Raw genomic sequence first — 16342 nt, 5'->3', positions numbered from 1 at the left:
GAGGCATTACCTGTCAAATACCATTACATCCTTGTCAATTCGTTATCTGACACCTTGTCAACTTAAAATTATTCTTCTTTATCCATTTCTGCTTTCAGATGAAGTTTCCTTACAAACTTCATGTCATGCTCAGCCATTATACGTACCAACTCAGGGAAAGATGTTTTTGTCGGATTCCAGCCTAATGTTTCTTTGGCCTTGGTCGGATCTCCTAAAAGTTGCTCCACTTCACACGGGCGGAAATACTTCGGATCAACTTCTACCAATACACGTCCTGTTTCCCGGTCAATACCTTTTTCGTCAACACCACTTCCCTGCCATTCCAAATCAATACCCAGGTAATGGAATGCCAGCGTACAGAACTCTCGTACCGTATGCATCTCGCCGGTTGCTATCACAAAGTCTTCTGGTTTATCATTCTGGAGGATAAGCCACATGCATTCTACATAATCTTTAGCATATCCCCAATCACGTTTCGCGTCAAGATTGCCTAAATACAGTTTATCTTGGAACCCTTGCTTGATACGTGCAGCCGCAAGCGTAATCTTACGTGTCACGAAATTTTCTCCACGCCGCTCACTTTCATGATTGAACAGGATACCGTTTACAGCAAACATACCATAACTTTCACGATAGTTTTTCGTTATCCAAAAACCATACTGCTTTGCCACTCCATAGGGTGAACGCGGATAAAAAGGAGTCGTTTCTTTTTGGGGAATTTCCTGAACCTTTCCAAAAAGTTCAGATGTGGAAGCCTGATAAATACGGCAAGTTTTGTCGAGTCCGCAGATTCGAACCGCCTCTAATAAACGAAGCGTGCCGATGGCATCAGCCTCGGCTGTGTATTCAGGTACATCAAAAGAGACCTTTACGTGGCTCTGTGCTGCCAGATTATAGATTTCCGTAGGATGAATGTCACTGATGATACGAATCAACGAACTGGAATCTGTCATATCGCCCCAATGAAGATTCACCAAACGGTTTTTCTTCATATCACGTACCCATTCGTCCAAATACAAATGCTCGATACGTCCTGTATTGAATGACGAAGAACGGCGTAAAATACCATGCACTTCATAGCCTTTCTCTATCAAAAACTCAGCAAGGTAAGAACCGTCTTGTCCTGTTATACCGGTGATTAATGCTACTTTTCTCATAATTCCAAAATCTTTTCGGACAAAGGTAATCTTTATTTCTGTAAAAGCCAAACAGATGTGTTACTATCAGTCAGTCTCTCCGAAAAATATCACGAGTATACACTTTATATCGGACATCGTCAAGACATGCATCATAGCGATTAGCAATAATAGCCTGGCTCTGGCGCTTGAAAAGTTCCAAATCATTTACAACCCGGCTTCCAAAAAAAGTGCTCCCATCTTTCAATGTCGGCTCATAAATTATTACAATTGCACCTTTAGCCTTCACACGTTTCATGACCCCTTGGATACTGCTTTGCCGAAAATTATCACTATGGCTTTTCATTGTAAGACGAAAAACACCTATTGTACATTGCCGTTCTTCATCAGGATTATAATCACTCCGGTTATAATAATCGTAATATCCTGCCTTATGCAAGACTCTATCGGCAACAAAATCCTTACGTGTACGATTGCTTTCCACTATTGCCTGTATCAAATTTTCAGGCACATCCGCATAGTTGGCAAGAAGCTGTTTGGTATCTTTAGGCAGGCAATAACCTCCATAGCCAAAACTTGGATTATTATAATGACTTCCAATGCGCGGATCCAGACAGACCCCATTGATTATCGCCTTTGTATCCAATTCTTTCATTTCAGCATAAGTATCCAATTCATTAAAGTATGATACCCTTAAAGCCAGGTAAGTATTGGCAAACAGTTTCACGGCTTCCGCCTCTGTCAATCCCATGAACAATGTATCAATATTCTCTTTAAGAGCACCTTCCTGAAGTAAAGCGGCAAAAGTATGTGCAGCTTTGTCCAAACGGGCGTCTCCTTCAGGACGTCCCACAATGATGCGGCTAGGGTAAAGATTATCATAAAGCGCTTTGCTTTCCCGCAGAAATTCGGGAGAAAATATGATGTTATTATTTCCCAACTTCTTACGGATGTTTTCGGTATATCCTACTGGTATCGTACTCTTAATGACCATAATCGCATCCGGATTGACCTGCATAACCAACTTAATGACTTCTTCTACATGGCTGGTATCGAAATAGTTCTTTATCGGGTCATAATTGGTCGGAGCTGCAATAATCACAAAATCAGCATCACTATATGCTTTAACCCCATCCAATGTAGCAGTAAGGTTCAGCTTTTTCTCCAACAGGTATTTTTCTATGTAATCATCCTGAATGGGTGATTTCCGCTGATTAATCAATTCCACTTTTTCCGGAACGATATCAACCGCCGTGACCTGGTGGTGCTGACTCAGCAGTGTGGCAATAGAAAGGCCTACATAGCCTGTCCCAGCCACAGCTATTTTCAAATCTTTCATAATAATAACGATTTAAAGACAAAATCGCACCAGTTTACATTACTCTGCGAAGAATACATGCAGAAAAGTGTAAACTGATGCGACATGCGTATAAGTGTTGATTATAATTCTTAATTATTTGTTGCTTTTTTGCTTTTGGGCTTCGGAATATCCATATCCGTATCCATAACCATAGCCATATGCCTTGCCACCATATCCGTACTTTGCACCATATCCATAACCATAGCTGTTTCTCCGTTTGCTCATGTCTATGTCATTAATAACAGTGGCAAGTACAGGGAATTTCTTCTCATCACGCAAAACATTAATATACCGATACCCAGCCTTCGGGGTCACATCTGCACGGCAAACATACACACACATGTCTGCCACACGTCCGATAATCGCAGTATCAGTAACCATGGCAATCGGCGCAGTATCCAGAATTATATAATCATAACGCTGCTTTAACTGCTCGATAGCCTGGTCCAGAACATCACGAGCCACCAGTTCTGTCGGATTGGGTGGAACAGGACCACCTGGCAAGATATCTAAATTCTCGCTAATATCCGAATGTTGAATCATATCGAAAATATTCACATGATCCGGATCCGCCAAATAATTAGTAATACCTTCTGCACGACGAGAAAGATTGAATACCTTATTCAATCCCGGCTTACGGATATCCATACCTACAATAATCGTTTTCTTTCCTAAGAAAGCAAGACTGACAGCTGTATTGCCGGCAACAAACGATTTACCTTCACCTGGCTGAGTAGAAGAAAAGAGAATCACTTTTTTATCTTTAGGCAACATGAAGAGTAAATTGGTACGCAAGCCACGAAATGTTTCTTCCATAATATCGTTTTTATTCTCCCGTACAACAATCGCTCCTTTTTCCGGTTTTTTGCAGCGTGGAAGTTCTGCAATAATAGGAATATCTGTCAAGTGTTCTACATCTTCACGGTTTTCAATTTTGTACTTCAACATGTCACGCAGATAAATAATTCCGACAGGAATTCCCAATCCCAAAATCAATGCGGCAAGTGCGATGATTTTCTTTTTCGGAGAAACAGGATCCTTATCTGCCAAAGCATCTTCAATAATCCGCCCGTTATTGGCTGTAGCCGCAAGGGTTATAGCATTTTCCTCACGCTTTTGCAAAAGCATCGTATAAAGTGCCGCCTTGATTTCCTGCTGACGGGCAATGCTCAGGAACTCTTTCTCCTGCAAAGGAGCATTACTGATGCGTCCTTCAAATTTACGTGCCTGACGGTCTATGTCTATTTTTGCAATATTCAGACCTTTCAATACACTTTCAACAGTAGTCTGAACACTATGCCGCATGGCTTCTATCCCCGCATTCATATTAATAACAGCAGGGTTACTTTCAGAAGAAGTACGTAACAAACGGTTACGTTCGATAATCATCGTATTATACTGGTCAATTACCGATGAAAGGTTCTGGTCCTGCAACCCGACATTTGAGGGGATAACCTCACCATTGTTTTGAGGATCATTTATGTAATTCTTCAAGAATTCTACCAGCTGGATTTGCGTAGCATTTTCTACACGCTGCTGTCCATACTTAGAACTTTCTTCCAAAGCCAACTGCGCATCACTGGTAAGATCCGTCAATCCCGAACGCTGTTTAAAATCAGCCAATTCTGTCTCTGCAGTACCCAATTCGCGATTGATAATTCCAATGCGTTCTTCAATAAATTCAGCTGTTTTCTGTGCCACTTCATTTTTTTCATCATTTGCATCGCGGTTATAGAAAGCCACCAGGCAATTGATAAAATCCACAGCACGTTGTTTATCCGTATTCTGTATTCCGATTTGAGCTATTGTTGTGGTTTTCGAAGTCGCTTCCACGGTCAGGTTCTCCATATATCCATTCGCGGTAGACGTCGGAGCATTAATATACGCAACCAGTCTCATATCTTCTTCCATAGGCTCTGGAAGCGAGTCGTTTTTAACGAAGTTCACCACTCCGACAGGAGTTGGAAGTACAGCCGGAAGTTTATCAAATGTTTTACTGATTTCTTCCTCTTCTTCTTCAAGAGTGTATTCGGCCTCCACATTCAATTTGCCATCAAGCGTATATTTCATTTTCAGCTTAACAGGTGCCTCCAATTTATCAGCTTCTTCAGGCGTCATGAAAACATTGACAGGAGAAGTCTTATACAAAGGAATATTATAACCGCTCATGCGGTCTTCGGCTATACTGATATACAACCGTAATTCATTTACTGCTTTTTTGATAAGAGTACGTGAATGCAGAATTTCCACCTCATTATCAAAATTATTAGTCATGGAAAACATTCCAAGGTCTTGTATAGCAGCCAAAGGCGATGTAGCAGAAGTACTACCTTTTTGTTCTTCTTCTTTAATTAAAACAGCCGCCGTAACATTGTATACTGGCGCCTGATAGCGCAGATAAAGGAAAGCCAATATCAAACAGACAATTACACTTATGACAAACCACGGCCAATAAGCAAGGTATTTGAAAAAAATAGCATATAGATTGATAGCATTTTCTTCATTGTTTTGTTCATTGATGTTTTGTTCTTCCATAGATGTTTTTTCTAACTTTTTTATCCGTTGAATTAATTGAGAATATTGACTAGCAAACTTGCGATAGATACCAAGATTGAAGTTGCCGATATAACCGTAGTGGTCGTATTACCGATATCTGAGTTTTTCGCCTTTGTCTTATTGGGAGTAACATAAATGACATCATTTTGCCGGAGATAGAAATAAGGTGAAAGGACGATGTCACTTTTCGTCAAATCAAGCTCTACGATTTCCCGTTTGCCATTGGGTTCTTCACGAATCAGCTTCACATTCGTACGTACACCGTAAACCGTCATATCCCCTGCCATAGCAAGAGCTTCCAACACATTAACCTTTTCGTTACTAACCGTAAAAGAACCAGGGCGTGCAACTTCACCCAACACTGATATCTTATAATTTGCCATACGGACGGTTACAATCGGAGCTTCTTTCAGATAAGGTTTCAACCGTTCGCGAATCATATTCTCCGCTTCATTCTTAGTCAACCCTCCTACTTTCAACCTTCCGAGGACTGGAAAATCAATTTCTCCCTGATTGCTTACAAGATATTGTTGCAAGGTTGGCTGGGTAGTCGTGTTGATATTAGTCAACGCCGCATTCAAAGGAGTCTGCACAGTCAAATTAAATGGAGCAGCCGCCTGAGGATCGGTCGTATTCACTGTAATACTTAACAAATCTTTAGGCATGATTTTCGCATCATAAAGGGGGATTTCCGTTCCCAGTTCATTTACAATTTCAGGATTCTGCAAGTAAGGTACACTTTTATAAGAGGTACATCCTGCCAGCAATGCCATAATAGCAAATGCGAAAAGTGTTTGTTTGAGTTTCATCTTATGTTCTTTAAAAATATTAATTGCCTCTATTTTTCCAATAATACTTAGTCACTGTATCAGCCCGACATTATTGTTTAAGTAAACAATCTTTTCAAAAAGCTCTTTCGTGATTTCTTGTCATCCTGTTCGTCCGTTTCGTAGCGATCCAACAAATCTTCATACGAAAGACGCTTGGTTACCATTTCATAAATAGTGCCCCAATCAGGCAATCCTCCCAAATTACGGTCATCTATGAACAAATCCACTTTCAATTTGCGCGAATAATGATTGTTCTGTTGCTTTTCTTCCTCCGGATAGTCACGGTTGACTGCATAAAAGACCAATCCCCGCTGGCGGCAAAATTCAACGGCCTCATCCAAAAGCTTCCCTTCACGCACACTCCAAAGAATCAGCTTATGCTTTTCCGCAGCCAGCTTTTTTAGAGTTTCAATAGCAAAAGGTATCTCTGCACCAATGGCGGGATATTTATGCTCTACAATAGTTCCATCAAAATCTACAGCTATAAGCATATCAATTACTCATTATTTAATTTGTATAAAAAGTTCTGACTCCTTACCTATTCAAAACATTACTTTTTAATCTAATTTGTCCCTGCATATCAACCAATATGACACGTGTGCGCAAAGATACAACTTTTTTCATTATTGACAAAAGTTTCAAACAATAATAATTGAAGTATCAAATCAAATCTCTCGCTTCCAATATCCTATCAATCTTTTAGAGCCTGTTACTTTCAATGCACTTTTATCCCATCAAGTATTTGCAGCAACGAATCGCGCACAACGGCAAATTGTTCCTTATTATCCTCACTTACAGGCTTTTTAGGTTGCGACTTGATAGTAAGAGGATTAACGGGGGTACCATTATCATAAACACGGAAATCAAGGTGTGGCCCCGTAGACAAACCCGTGCTCCCAACGTAGCCAATCACTTCTTTCTGCTTTACTTCCGAGCCCACCTGGATTCCTTTAGCAAATCCCGAGAGATGCATATAAGTGGTAGTATAGCGGCTATTGTGACGAATCTTCAGGTAGTTTCCTGCCCCACCCGCCTGGTAAGCTTTAGCTATCACCTTTCCCTTGCCTATAGCATACACAGGCGTACCTTTCGGAGCAGCATAATCCACACCATGATGGGCACGATAACGGCGCAATACCGGATGGAATCGGCTATTCGAAAAGCGTGACGAGATGCGATAATAATCCAACGGAGCCTTCAAGAACTCACCCTCCAGGCTATTCCCGTCAGCATTGTAATACAATTCCTCACCATCCTGCACAAAGGGAATAGCATAATACACACTATCTTCGTGCGAAAATGAGGCTGCCAGCACACGGAAGTTCTGCAATTCCCTTCCTTCTACGGTTTCCTGTTCATACCACACACGGAACTCGTCTTCTTTTTGCAACCCGAAAAAGTCAATGCTCCAGCCGAAGATATTCGAAAGGTCAAGGGCAAGCTGCGGGGAGGTTCCGCACTGCTGCATCGCCACCCACAACGATGTTTTTACCCTTCCTCCTACAGTCTTACGCTCCCACGTCACTGGATTTTCACCGCGCTTCACACCGTAATCACCTTTCAGGTCAAAGACGATATATGACTTCGGACTTTCCTCGTAAACAAAGTACACCGTCTGTGGAATGCTATCGCGGGTCGTAAAAACGGCGTATGCCTGCCCATCTTTTACCTTACGGACATCGAATACACCTTCTGCTTTCTTGGTAAGCCGGTGTACTTCACCTACCGACAAACCATGCTTCCGCAAGATAATCGAGAGGTTCTGTCCCGGTTCTACAAGTCCGTACTTAATGTCGTAAAGCGAAACAGGTATCCCATATTTCCGCACGATATTGTCGACTTCTACCGAATCAGTTACCGCAACTTCGTCCAACGGTTGCGCCATATGATGCATATAATAAAAAGTCCCGCCAACCGCCAGCACAACAGCTACGACTCCGGCTATGAATATATTTCGTTTGTTCATAATTTATACAGATTGCAGGTAAAATAATGACACGCCCAATGAAGATATCTTACTTTGCCTTTTCAGTTATCTTCGTGGGCTGTAGCAGTTATTTGAAATTGCCGATGAAGTATATCTTCGTTTTGCAGACATATTTATTGACGGAATAGGACATTCACAAGGAAAAAACAATAGTCATAAATAAGACACTCACGACAATCCTTCTATCTCTCCATTCACAATATCAATGTGTAGGGCTTGTGGTTCTTTGGGCAATCCCGGCATACGCATAATCTCGCCAGCTATCACCACCAGCATCTCAGCACCGGCATTAAGAACAATGTCACGCACATGAAACTCAAAGTCCTTCGCCACACCATAGAGCTTGGGGTCAGTGGAAAACGAATACTGAGTCTTGGCAATACAGATGGGGAATTTCTCATAACCCAGTGCTTCAGCTATCTTGATTTTCTTGCGCGCCGTGATGCTGTAAGTCACTTCAGCGGCACCATACAAGTTGCAAGCCACTTTCTCTATCTTTTCCTCGATGCTATCGGTGTCCTCATATGCAAGGCGCAGAGGTTGTGAAGGTTTGTTCTCAATGGTGTCCACTACCAGCTCTGCCAATTCCATAGCTCCGGCTCCACCCTCGGTAAAAGCATTGTTAACGGCAAAACCCACACCCATCGTGGTACAATGGCGACGGATAGCTTCAATTTCCTCTTCCGTATCGTTGGCGTAACGGTTAAATGCCACTACAATCGTCTGACCGAACGAGCGCAGGTTCTCAATATGCTTGTCAAGATTGGCAAAGCCTTTTTCCAATCCTTCCAAATCTGGCTCCTTGATTTTGTCAAGACTCACGCCGCCGTGCATTTTCAATCCCTGCGCCGTAGCTACAATAACGGTCAGCTTGGGTTGCAAGCCCGACTTACGACACTTGATATCGTAAAATTTCTCTGCTCCCAAATCCGCACCGAATCCAGCTTCCGTAATCACGTAGTCGCCGAAGGTCATCGCCAACTTGGTGGCCAAGATGGAATTACAACCGTGAGCAATGTTGGCAAAAGGTCCCCCATGAACAAATGCCGGTGTGTGCTCAGTGGTCTGCACCAAGTTGGGGGATATGGCATCCTTCAGCAATACGGTAATAGCTCCTGCCACTCCCAAATCTTTCACCGTAAAAGGTTTGTTATCAACGGTGAAACCCAGCAAAATATTCTCGATACGACGACGCAAATCCGCCTCATCTGTTGCCAGGCAAAGGATAGCCATGATTTCAGATGCCGGAGTGATATCAAAACTTGACTCTCGGGTAATGCCATTGGTTTTTCCTCCCAATCCTGTCACGATATAACGCAAACCGCGGTCGTTCACATCCAACACACGATTCCACAGCACTTCCTTCATGGCAAAGCCGTTATCGCGGTTCTGATACATATAGTTATCCAACAAGGCAGCAATCATATTATGTGCCGAGGTAATGGCATGGAAATCACCCGTAAAATGAAGATTGATTTTGTCCATCGGGAGCACCTGTGCGTAGCCACCTCCAGCAGCACCGCCTTTCATTCCGAAACAAGGACCAAGCGATGGCTCACGTAAGGCACAGATGGCTTTCCGTCCAATGCGATTCAACCCCAAGGCAAGTCCAATAGAAACCGTAGTCTTTCCGATACCGGCCTTGGTGGGCGTGATGGCTGTCACCAGTATCAAGTTGCTCCGCTTTACCTTCTCTTCATCTATCAATGTTTCGGGCACTTTAGCAATGTATCGCCCGTAGTTCAAAATCTCATCTCCGGGTAACCCGTAACTCCAAGCCACCTGCTTGATTTTCTTCAGCTCGATGCTGCGTGCTATTTCTATATCCGACTTCATATTTATATCCTATATATTCTTGTTCATCAAAATTATCCAAGACCTAGAAACTGTTTTGAATCTCTACAAAAAGCTTTTCCCGTCTTGATGTTTCCGTTTTCGTGTGTGCTTTGGACAATTGGGGGATTCATTCCAATTTTCAAAACGGGACATCAGGCATAGGAGCACCAAAGGGATTCTCCGACTGAGGAGGTATATCAGCAGGAGTAGGAGGCATATATCCTTGGCTTCCACCACTATTTATCTTCGAACGAAGTACTGGCGAAGTATGTTCCTCTCCTGGCATAGGCACAATCAGGTCATCATCAGGATTCTGAAAACGTGCATACTCTGCCCGGAAACGGAGAAGCACATCTCCGACGGCACCGTTACGGTGCTTGGCTATGATAATCTCTGCCATTCCATGCAAATCATTACCTTTCTCGTCCTGATAAATCTTGTAATATTCAGGGCGGTGGATAAAACACACCATATCTGCATCCTGCTCGATGGCACCTGATTCCCGCAAATCGCTCAACTGAGGACGCTTACCATCAATGCCTTCACGGTTTTCTACACCACGATTCAGCTGACTCAATGCAATAATAGGAATATTCAATTCCTTTGCCAGTCCCTTAAGCGAACGGGAGATTGTACTCACCTCTTCCTGTCGACTTCCATACGACATACCACTGGCATTCATTAACTGAAGATAGTCGATAATAATCACTTTCACATCGTGTTCACGCACCAATCTCCGTGCCTTAGTCCGCAATTCGAAAACAGAAAGCGAAGGTGTATCATCCACATAAAGCGGGGCATCATACAATTCTTTTATTTTATAATCAAGCTGTCCCCATTCATAAGGAGCCAATTGCCCGCTCTTGATTTTCTCACCAGGTATTTCACATACATTCACTATCAAACGGTTCACCAGCTGTACGTTACTCATTTCGAGCGAAAACAAAGCAACAGGAACTTTATTATTGACCGCCATATTTTTCGCCATCGAAAGTACAAACGCCGTCTTTCCCATTGCCGGACGGGCTGCAATAATGATAAGGTCGGAATTCTGCCATCCTGACGTCATTTTATCAAGTTGGTGAAAGCCACTGGACAAACCGCTCAGACCATCTGTACGTGCTGCTGCTTTCTGCAACATTTCATATGCTTCTTGAATGACAGGATTAATCTGTGTGTAGTCCTTCTTCATATTTTGCTGGGAAATCTCAAAGAGCTTTCCTTCGGCCTCCTGCATCAAGTCGTCTACATCCTGTGTTTCATCGAAAGCTTTGGTCTGAATGGCGCTGGTGAATGATATCAATTCACGTGCCAGAAATTTCTGAGCGATAATGCGTGCATGGTATTCGATATGGGCAGACGAAGCCACTTTACCACTAAGCTGGGTGATATAAAAAGGTCCTCCCACCTCTTCCAGATTGCCTCTTGAACGCAGCTGCTCGGTCACCGTAAGAATATCAATCGGCTTCTGTTGGATAGCAAGGTCAGTTATAGCTGCATAAATCAGCTGATTACGATGTTCATAAAATGATTCAGGACGCAATATTTCACTCACCAGTGAATAAGCATCCTTTTCAATCATCAATGCCCCCAATACCGCTTCTTCCAGCTCGGGTGCCTGAGGCTGGAGATGTCCATATTCATCCACCGGCTTGGTCTTTACAGCCTTCGGGATGCGCGTCGTTCTTCGTACTTCTGCCATTATCTTCTTTTTTGAGGATGCAAAGTTAGAAAAATAAATCGAACGCAAAGATACAAAGACACAGAGTTTTTATTTTTGCTTCTGCAAAAGCCAAAAAACATAACATCCTTGACTTTATATTTTGCGTCCGATCTATTATCCTCAAAAGACTTACAGCAGTTCGAACGAAACCGTACCGCGTATATCCGCAGACGATGCGCCGATATACGCCTTGAACTTACCCGGCTCCGCTACCCATTCGTGACGCTTATCATCGAAGAATTTCAAAGCATCGGGAGTAACGGTGAAAGTCACTTCTTTTTCTTCACCCGGACGAAGAGCCACTTTTCGGAAGCCTTTCAGCTCCTTTACAGGACGAAGCACGGAGCACTTCTCGTCGCCGATGTAAAGCTGGACAATCTCCTTGCCGGCTACCGTTCCCGTATTCTTTACTTTTACCGAAACCGTAAGGCTTCCGTCTTGATTCATCGCCTTAGCCGAAACCGCCGGTTTGCCGTATTCGAAAGTCGTATAGCTCATCCCATAGCCGAACGGGAACATCGGTTCGATTTTCTTGGTGTCATACCAGCGGTACCCCACAAGAATGTCTTCCTTATATACTTCACGGATGCTGTCGCCCGGATAGCAAAGCGCATCGAAAGCGTGGGCTGGGCAGTCTTCCAGTTTCACAGGGTAAGAGAAAGGAAGTTTCCCACTGGGATTGACTTCGCCGCTCAGCACATCTGCCAACGCATTTCCGGTAATCGTACCCAAATACCAAGTCTGCACCACAGACGGAACGTCATCGAGCCACGGCATCGCCACCGCATTCCCGCTTATCAAAACGACTACCATATTCTTATTCACTCCGAGCAACGAACGAATCAGTTCATCTTGCCCGAAAGGCAAGTTATAGGTAATGCGGTCGCCCGCCTCGCAATCCTGCTGATGGTTCTTGTTCAGTCCGCCTACATAAATGACCAAGTCGGCTTCCTTCGCCTTTGCCACGGCATCCTCACGCAACGAATCCATCACCGCCTGCGGAATCTCTTCCACATTGCCATACATCGGACGCCCTGCCTTATAACCTTGCGCATACGTCACATTGCCGTACTTTTTACGCAGACCGTCCAAGGGAGAAATGAAATCTTTGGACTTCAGTTCCGAAGAGCCTCCTCCCTGCATCAGGTTGCGCACCGCATTGTCGCCTACCACAAGGATGTTTTCATACGTGCCGGGAACAATCGGAAGCAAACCTGCCTGTTTCTTTCCGTTTCCGTTCTTCAGGAGCACTGTCCCCTCGGTTGCCACTTCGTATGCCACCTGATAATGCGCCGGCGAAGCCATCGAGCCGAAAGACTTTTTGCGGTTCATCGCCGTGCGGAAAATCAGACGGAGCACGCGCCCTGCCTTGTCATCGACCACCTCCATCGGAATCTTGCCTTCTTTTATCATCTTCAAGTAAGCTTTGCCCAAATAATAGTCATCATAACCGAACTCCGACTCCGAGGTCAATCCGTTGGTGTAAGAGCCCATTTCGAGGTCAAGCCCGTACATGGCGGCTTCGTACGTATCGTGTGCCGCTCCCCAGTCGGTCACCACACACCCGTCGAACTTCCATTCGCCTTTCAGAATGTCATTATTCAAAAGCTTGTGATGCGTGGCGTGCATACCGCGTACTTTATTATAAGCTCCCATGATGCTCCATGCCCCGCCCCGCTCTACCGCCGCCTTGAATGCAGGCAGATAGATTTCGTACAAGGCACGGTCGCTCACCTCCACATCGATATGCCCGCGCCACAATTCCTGATTGTTGAGCGCGTAATGTTTCACGCAAGCCGCTACTCCGTTCTTCTGCAACTCCTGAATGTAAGGCACACACATCTCGGCGGCGAGATAGGGGTCTTCGCCCATATATTCAAAATTACGTCCGTTCAAAGGCGTGCGGTATATGTTCACGCCCGGTCCCAGCTGCACGTCCTTGCCACGATATAAGGCTTCTTCTCCCAATGCTTTTCCGTATTTGCCCGAAAGTTCAAGATTCCATGTAGCAGCAAGGCATGTCAATGCCGGAAAAGCCGTACAACTGTCGCTGGTCCATCCGGCATATCCCCAGTCGTTCCAATTGATTTCGGCACGTACCCCGTGAGGGCCGTCGGAATACCACAGTTCAGGAATGCCCAGACGCGGACATCCGGGCGAACTGAATTTTCCCTGCGCATAACTCAGGCGTGCCTTTTCCTCTACCGTCATCCGGCTCAAGGCATCCTGCACGCGCGCTTCTATCGGCTGGCTGTCGTCCAAATACACCGGAAGCGTTTCCACCGTTTGCGCCATCGGTGCAGACAGGGATAACGCCACACCAGCACATATTGTCAATAATTGTTTTTTCATGGTTTTCTGTTTTATAATTTTATTCTGCTGTTATCGATACTTCTGCATCACGCAAGCCATCGGAAACCGCCTTCAAGCGGGCACCTCCGGCATCTCCCGTGTTTTGCAACACCACGAGGCACTTGCCGTAAAAAGCCTTGCGCTTATTGTCCTTGAACCGCTCCATCGAAATGGGGCTTCCGTTATCCACTCCGGCTATAAAGGCATTGCCTTCTACCTGAAAACGGACCAAATTGTCGGCGTTCGGACACAGATTGCCATCCTTATCCAAAATCTCTACCGTTACGAAACTCAAGTCACGCCCATCGGCATACAAGTTGGAACGATCGGGAGTCAGGCGGATTTGGGCAGGGGTTCCGGCTGTACGGATTTCTTTCTCGCCTACTATCTTGCCTTCTTTACGTGCCACCACCTTCACGCTTCCCGGCTCGAACTTGACACGCCATGCCGCATGCAGGCAATCAGGAGTTTTCGCCTTCACGCCTTGCGACTTGCCGTTGACAAAAAGTTCCACCTCGTCGGCATTGTTGTAATAGCACCACATATCAATATCCTGTCCCGGCGTCCAGTTCCAGTGCGGGAAAAGATGGAGCACAGACTTGTCCGACCACTCCGCCTGATAGAGGTAATAGGCATCCTTCGGAAATCCGGCAAGGTCGACGATGCCAAAATACGAGCTGCGTGCAGGCCATCCGTAAGGAGTAGGCTCGCCGATATAGTCGAATCCCGTCCACACATATTGCCCGCTGATGAAAGCATTGTCACGAATCAGCTTTATGGTTTCCTCATGCGTGTTTCCCCAAGGCACATGGCAATTGTCGTATGCCGAGCAAGCGAAAGTCGGGTCGTAATACGGCTTGTCCCAACGGTCGGGACAAACGGTAACCTTATCGCTCGGCATCCGGTAATACCCACGTGTGGCAAGAGCCGAATTGCTTTCGGTAATTATAAAAGGCTTGTTAGGGAAATTCTTAGGCACATCGGGAATATTCGCGTTATGATAATTGTACCCGATAATGTCCATAGCTCCCGACTTGAACAAATGGTTTGCCGGATTCGGTTCATTGCATCCGGTCGTAATGGGACGTGTCGGGTCGAGTGCCTTTACAAACTCAGCCAGCCTCTTTGCCAGCAATGAATTGACACTCATCTCCCCTTCTTTTGCCAACATATCCGCCGAATGCCCGAAGTTCAGAATCAGGTTCGCTTCTTCCAAACTTAACGTATCGGCTTTGGCATCGCTCCACTGCTCCAACACTTCGTTGCCGATGCTCCAAATAAATATGGAGGGATGGTTGCGGTCGCGCAAGATGAAATCGCGCAAATCCCGTTCATACCACTCATCAAAATAGTGGGCATAGTCGTGCGAGGTCTTCTTCTTGCGCCACATGTCGAACGCCTCATCCATGACGATGAACCCCATCCGGTCGCACAAGTCGAGCAATTCGGGCGCAGGAGGATTGTGCGAACACCGGATGCCGTTGCATCCCATCTCTTTCAGGATTTCCAGCTGGCGTTCCATGGCACGCACATTGACCGCCGCTCCCAAGCATCCCAAATCGTGATGCATGCATACCCCGTTTATCTTCATCGGTCTTCCGTTAAGGATAAATCCCTTTTCGGCATCAAAAGAAAACGAACGGATACCTACAGGCGTTTCATAACGGTCGACCTGTTTCCCTTCTTGTACCACTTCGGTCAATAAGGTATATAAATAAGGTGTATCAATATCCCACCGTTCGGGATTCCCGACCTTTAGCTGTTGCGAGACCTCGGTTTCCTTCCCGGCTTCTACGAAACAGTCCGTTTCTCCACTTGCAACGATAAGCCCTTCCACATCCAGCAAAGAAGAATGCACCTTCACCTGAGCAGGCATAGCTGATTCATTTGCTACACGGGTCTGAATATCCAAATTCGCCTGCGCATCACTCACCTCACTCACCGTAGCATACGTTCCCCATTCAGCCACATGCACCGCACCGGTCTTCACCAGCCATACATTCCGGTAAATGCCGCATCCCGAATACCAGCGTGAATTAGGCTGTTCGGAATTGTCCACACGCACGGCAAGCACATTCTTCTCTCCCCACTTGAGATACGGAGTAAGGTCGTAACTGAAAGTAATGTATCCATACGGACGATGCCCCAAAGATACGCCGTTGAGAAATACTTCCGAATTCATATAGACCCCGTCGAACACGATACGGAACTTCTTATCCGCATCGGCTTTATCGGGGACAAAGGTCTTACGGTACCACCCGATGCCTCCGGGCAAAGCCCCTCCGCCTGTACCGGACGGATTATCCTGACTGAAGTCGCCCTCTATCGCCCAATCATGAGGCAAGTCGAGCGCACGCCAGTCCGCATCTGAAAAACCGACTTCTTCCGCTTGCGGTTCGTCTCCTAACAGGAAACGCCAGCCGTCGTTGAAGTCTATCTTCTCACGGACTTTTTCCGGAGATGCCGCACACGAAGCTAAAAGCAGGCAACATACTCCGCATAAAAGAGAAGCTAATTTCTTCACCATTTTATCTTAATTAATTATTGAAACGCAAATTCCCG

General features: G+C 45.3%; 10 protein-coding genes. All 10 read right to left on the bottom strand.

Features of this window, described 5'->3' with window-relative positions; translation table 11 throughout:
* Nucleotides 1-68: 68 nt before the first annotated feature.
* The 10 genes from gmd to B5G04_RS13680 all read right to left on the bottom strand — a co-directional run bounded on the left by gmd (nucleotide 69) and on the right by B5G04_RS13680 (nucleotide 16307).
* Nucleotides 69-1157 carry a GDP-mannose 4,6-dehydratase gene (gmd, locus tag B5G04_RS13725; protein WP_022040168.1) on the bottom strand — a complete coding sequence of 363 codons (1089 nt, stop codon included), beginning with the start codon at nucleotides 1155-1157 and terminating at the stop codon, nucleotides 69-71.
* A 70-nt stretch (nucleotides 1158-1227) separates the two neighbouring features.
* On the bottom strand, nucleotides 1228-2475 hold the full coding sequence (locus B5G04_RS13720) for a nucleotide sugar dehydrogenase (RefSeq protein ID WP_275532578.1): 1248 nt from the start codon (nucleotides 2473-2475) through the stop codon (nucleotides 1228-1230).
* Between the two features lie 114 nt (nucleotides 2476-2589).
* Nucleotides 2590-5031, bottom strand: coding sequence for a tyrosine-protein kinase family protein (locus B5G04_RS13715; RefSeq protein WP_087397701.1), 2442 nt, complete (start codon nucleotides 5029-5031; stop codon nucleotides 2590-2592).
* Nucleotides 5032-5063: 32 nt separating this feature from the next.
* A complete protein-coding gene (locus B5G04_RS13710) occupies nucleotides 5064-5861 on the bottom strand; it encodes a polysaccharide biosynthesis/export family protein (RefSeq protein WP_022040171.1) in 798 nt (265 codons plus the stop codon).
* A gap of 77 nt (nucleotides 5862-5938) precedes the next feature.
* Nucleotides 5939-6373: a hypothetical protein gene (locus tag B5G04_RS13705; RefSeq protein WP_022040172.1), complete on the bottom strand. Its 435-nt coding sequence runs from the start codon at nucleotides 6371-6373 to the stop codon at nucleotides 5939-5941.
* 224 nt (nucleotides 6374-6597) lie between these two features.
* Nucleotides 6598-7848 carry a peptidoglycan DD-metalloendopeptidase family protein gene (locus B5G04_RS13700; protein ID WP_022040173.1) on the bottom strand — a complete coding sequence of 417 codons (1251 nt, stop codon included), beginning with the start codon at nucleotides 7846-7848 and terminating at the stop codon, nucleotides 6598-6600.
* 189 nt (nucleotides 7849-8037) lie between these two features.
* Nucleotides 8038-9705: a formate--tetrahydrofolate ligase gene (locus tag B5G04_RS13695; protein ID WP_087397699.1), complete on the bottom strand. Its 1668-nt coding sequence runs from the start codon at nucleotides 9703-9705 to the stop codon at nucleotides 8038-8040.
* 139 nt (nucleotides 9706-9844) lie between these two features.
* Nucleotides 9845-11407: a replicative DNA helicase gene (gene dnaB, locus B5G04_RS13690; protein ID WP_087209908.1), complete on the bottom strand. Its 1563-nt coding sequence runs from the start codon at nucleotides 11405-11407 to the stop codon at nucleotides 9845-9847.
* A 150-nt stretch (nucleotides 11408-11557) separates the two neighbouring features.
* Complete coding sequence (locus tag B5G04_RS13685) at nucleotides 11558-13780, bottom strand: glycoside hydrolase family 3 C-terminal domain-containing protein (protein ID WP_087397697.1); 2223 nt, start codon at nucleotides 13778-13780, stop codon at nucleotides 11558-11560.
* A gap of 19 nt (nucleotides 13781-13799) precedes the next feature.
* Nucleotides 13800-16307 (bottom strand): glycoside hydrolase family 2 TIM barrel-domain containing protein, encoded by a 2508-nt coding sequence (locus tag B5G04_RS13680; RefSeq protein ID WP_143270470.1) that lies wholly within the window; start codon nucleotides 16305-16307, stop codon nucleotides 13800-13802.
* Nucleotides 16308-16342: the final 35 nt, after the last annotated feature.

It is taken from the genome of Bacteroides sp. An51A, from assembly GCF_002161565.1.
In the GTDB taxonomy this organism is placed as follows: domain Bacteria; phylum Bacteroidota; class Bacteroidia; order Bacteroidales; family Bacteroidaceae; genus Phocaeicola; species Phocaeicola intestinalis.
The sequence above is the reverse complement of the archived record's forward strand: the minus strand, read 5'-3'. Positions and strand labels throughout refer to the sequence as shown.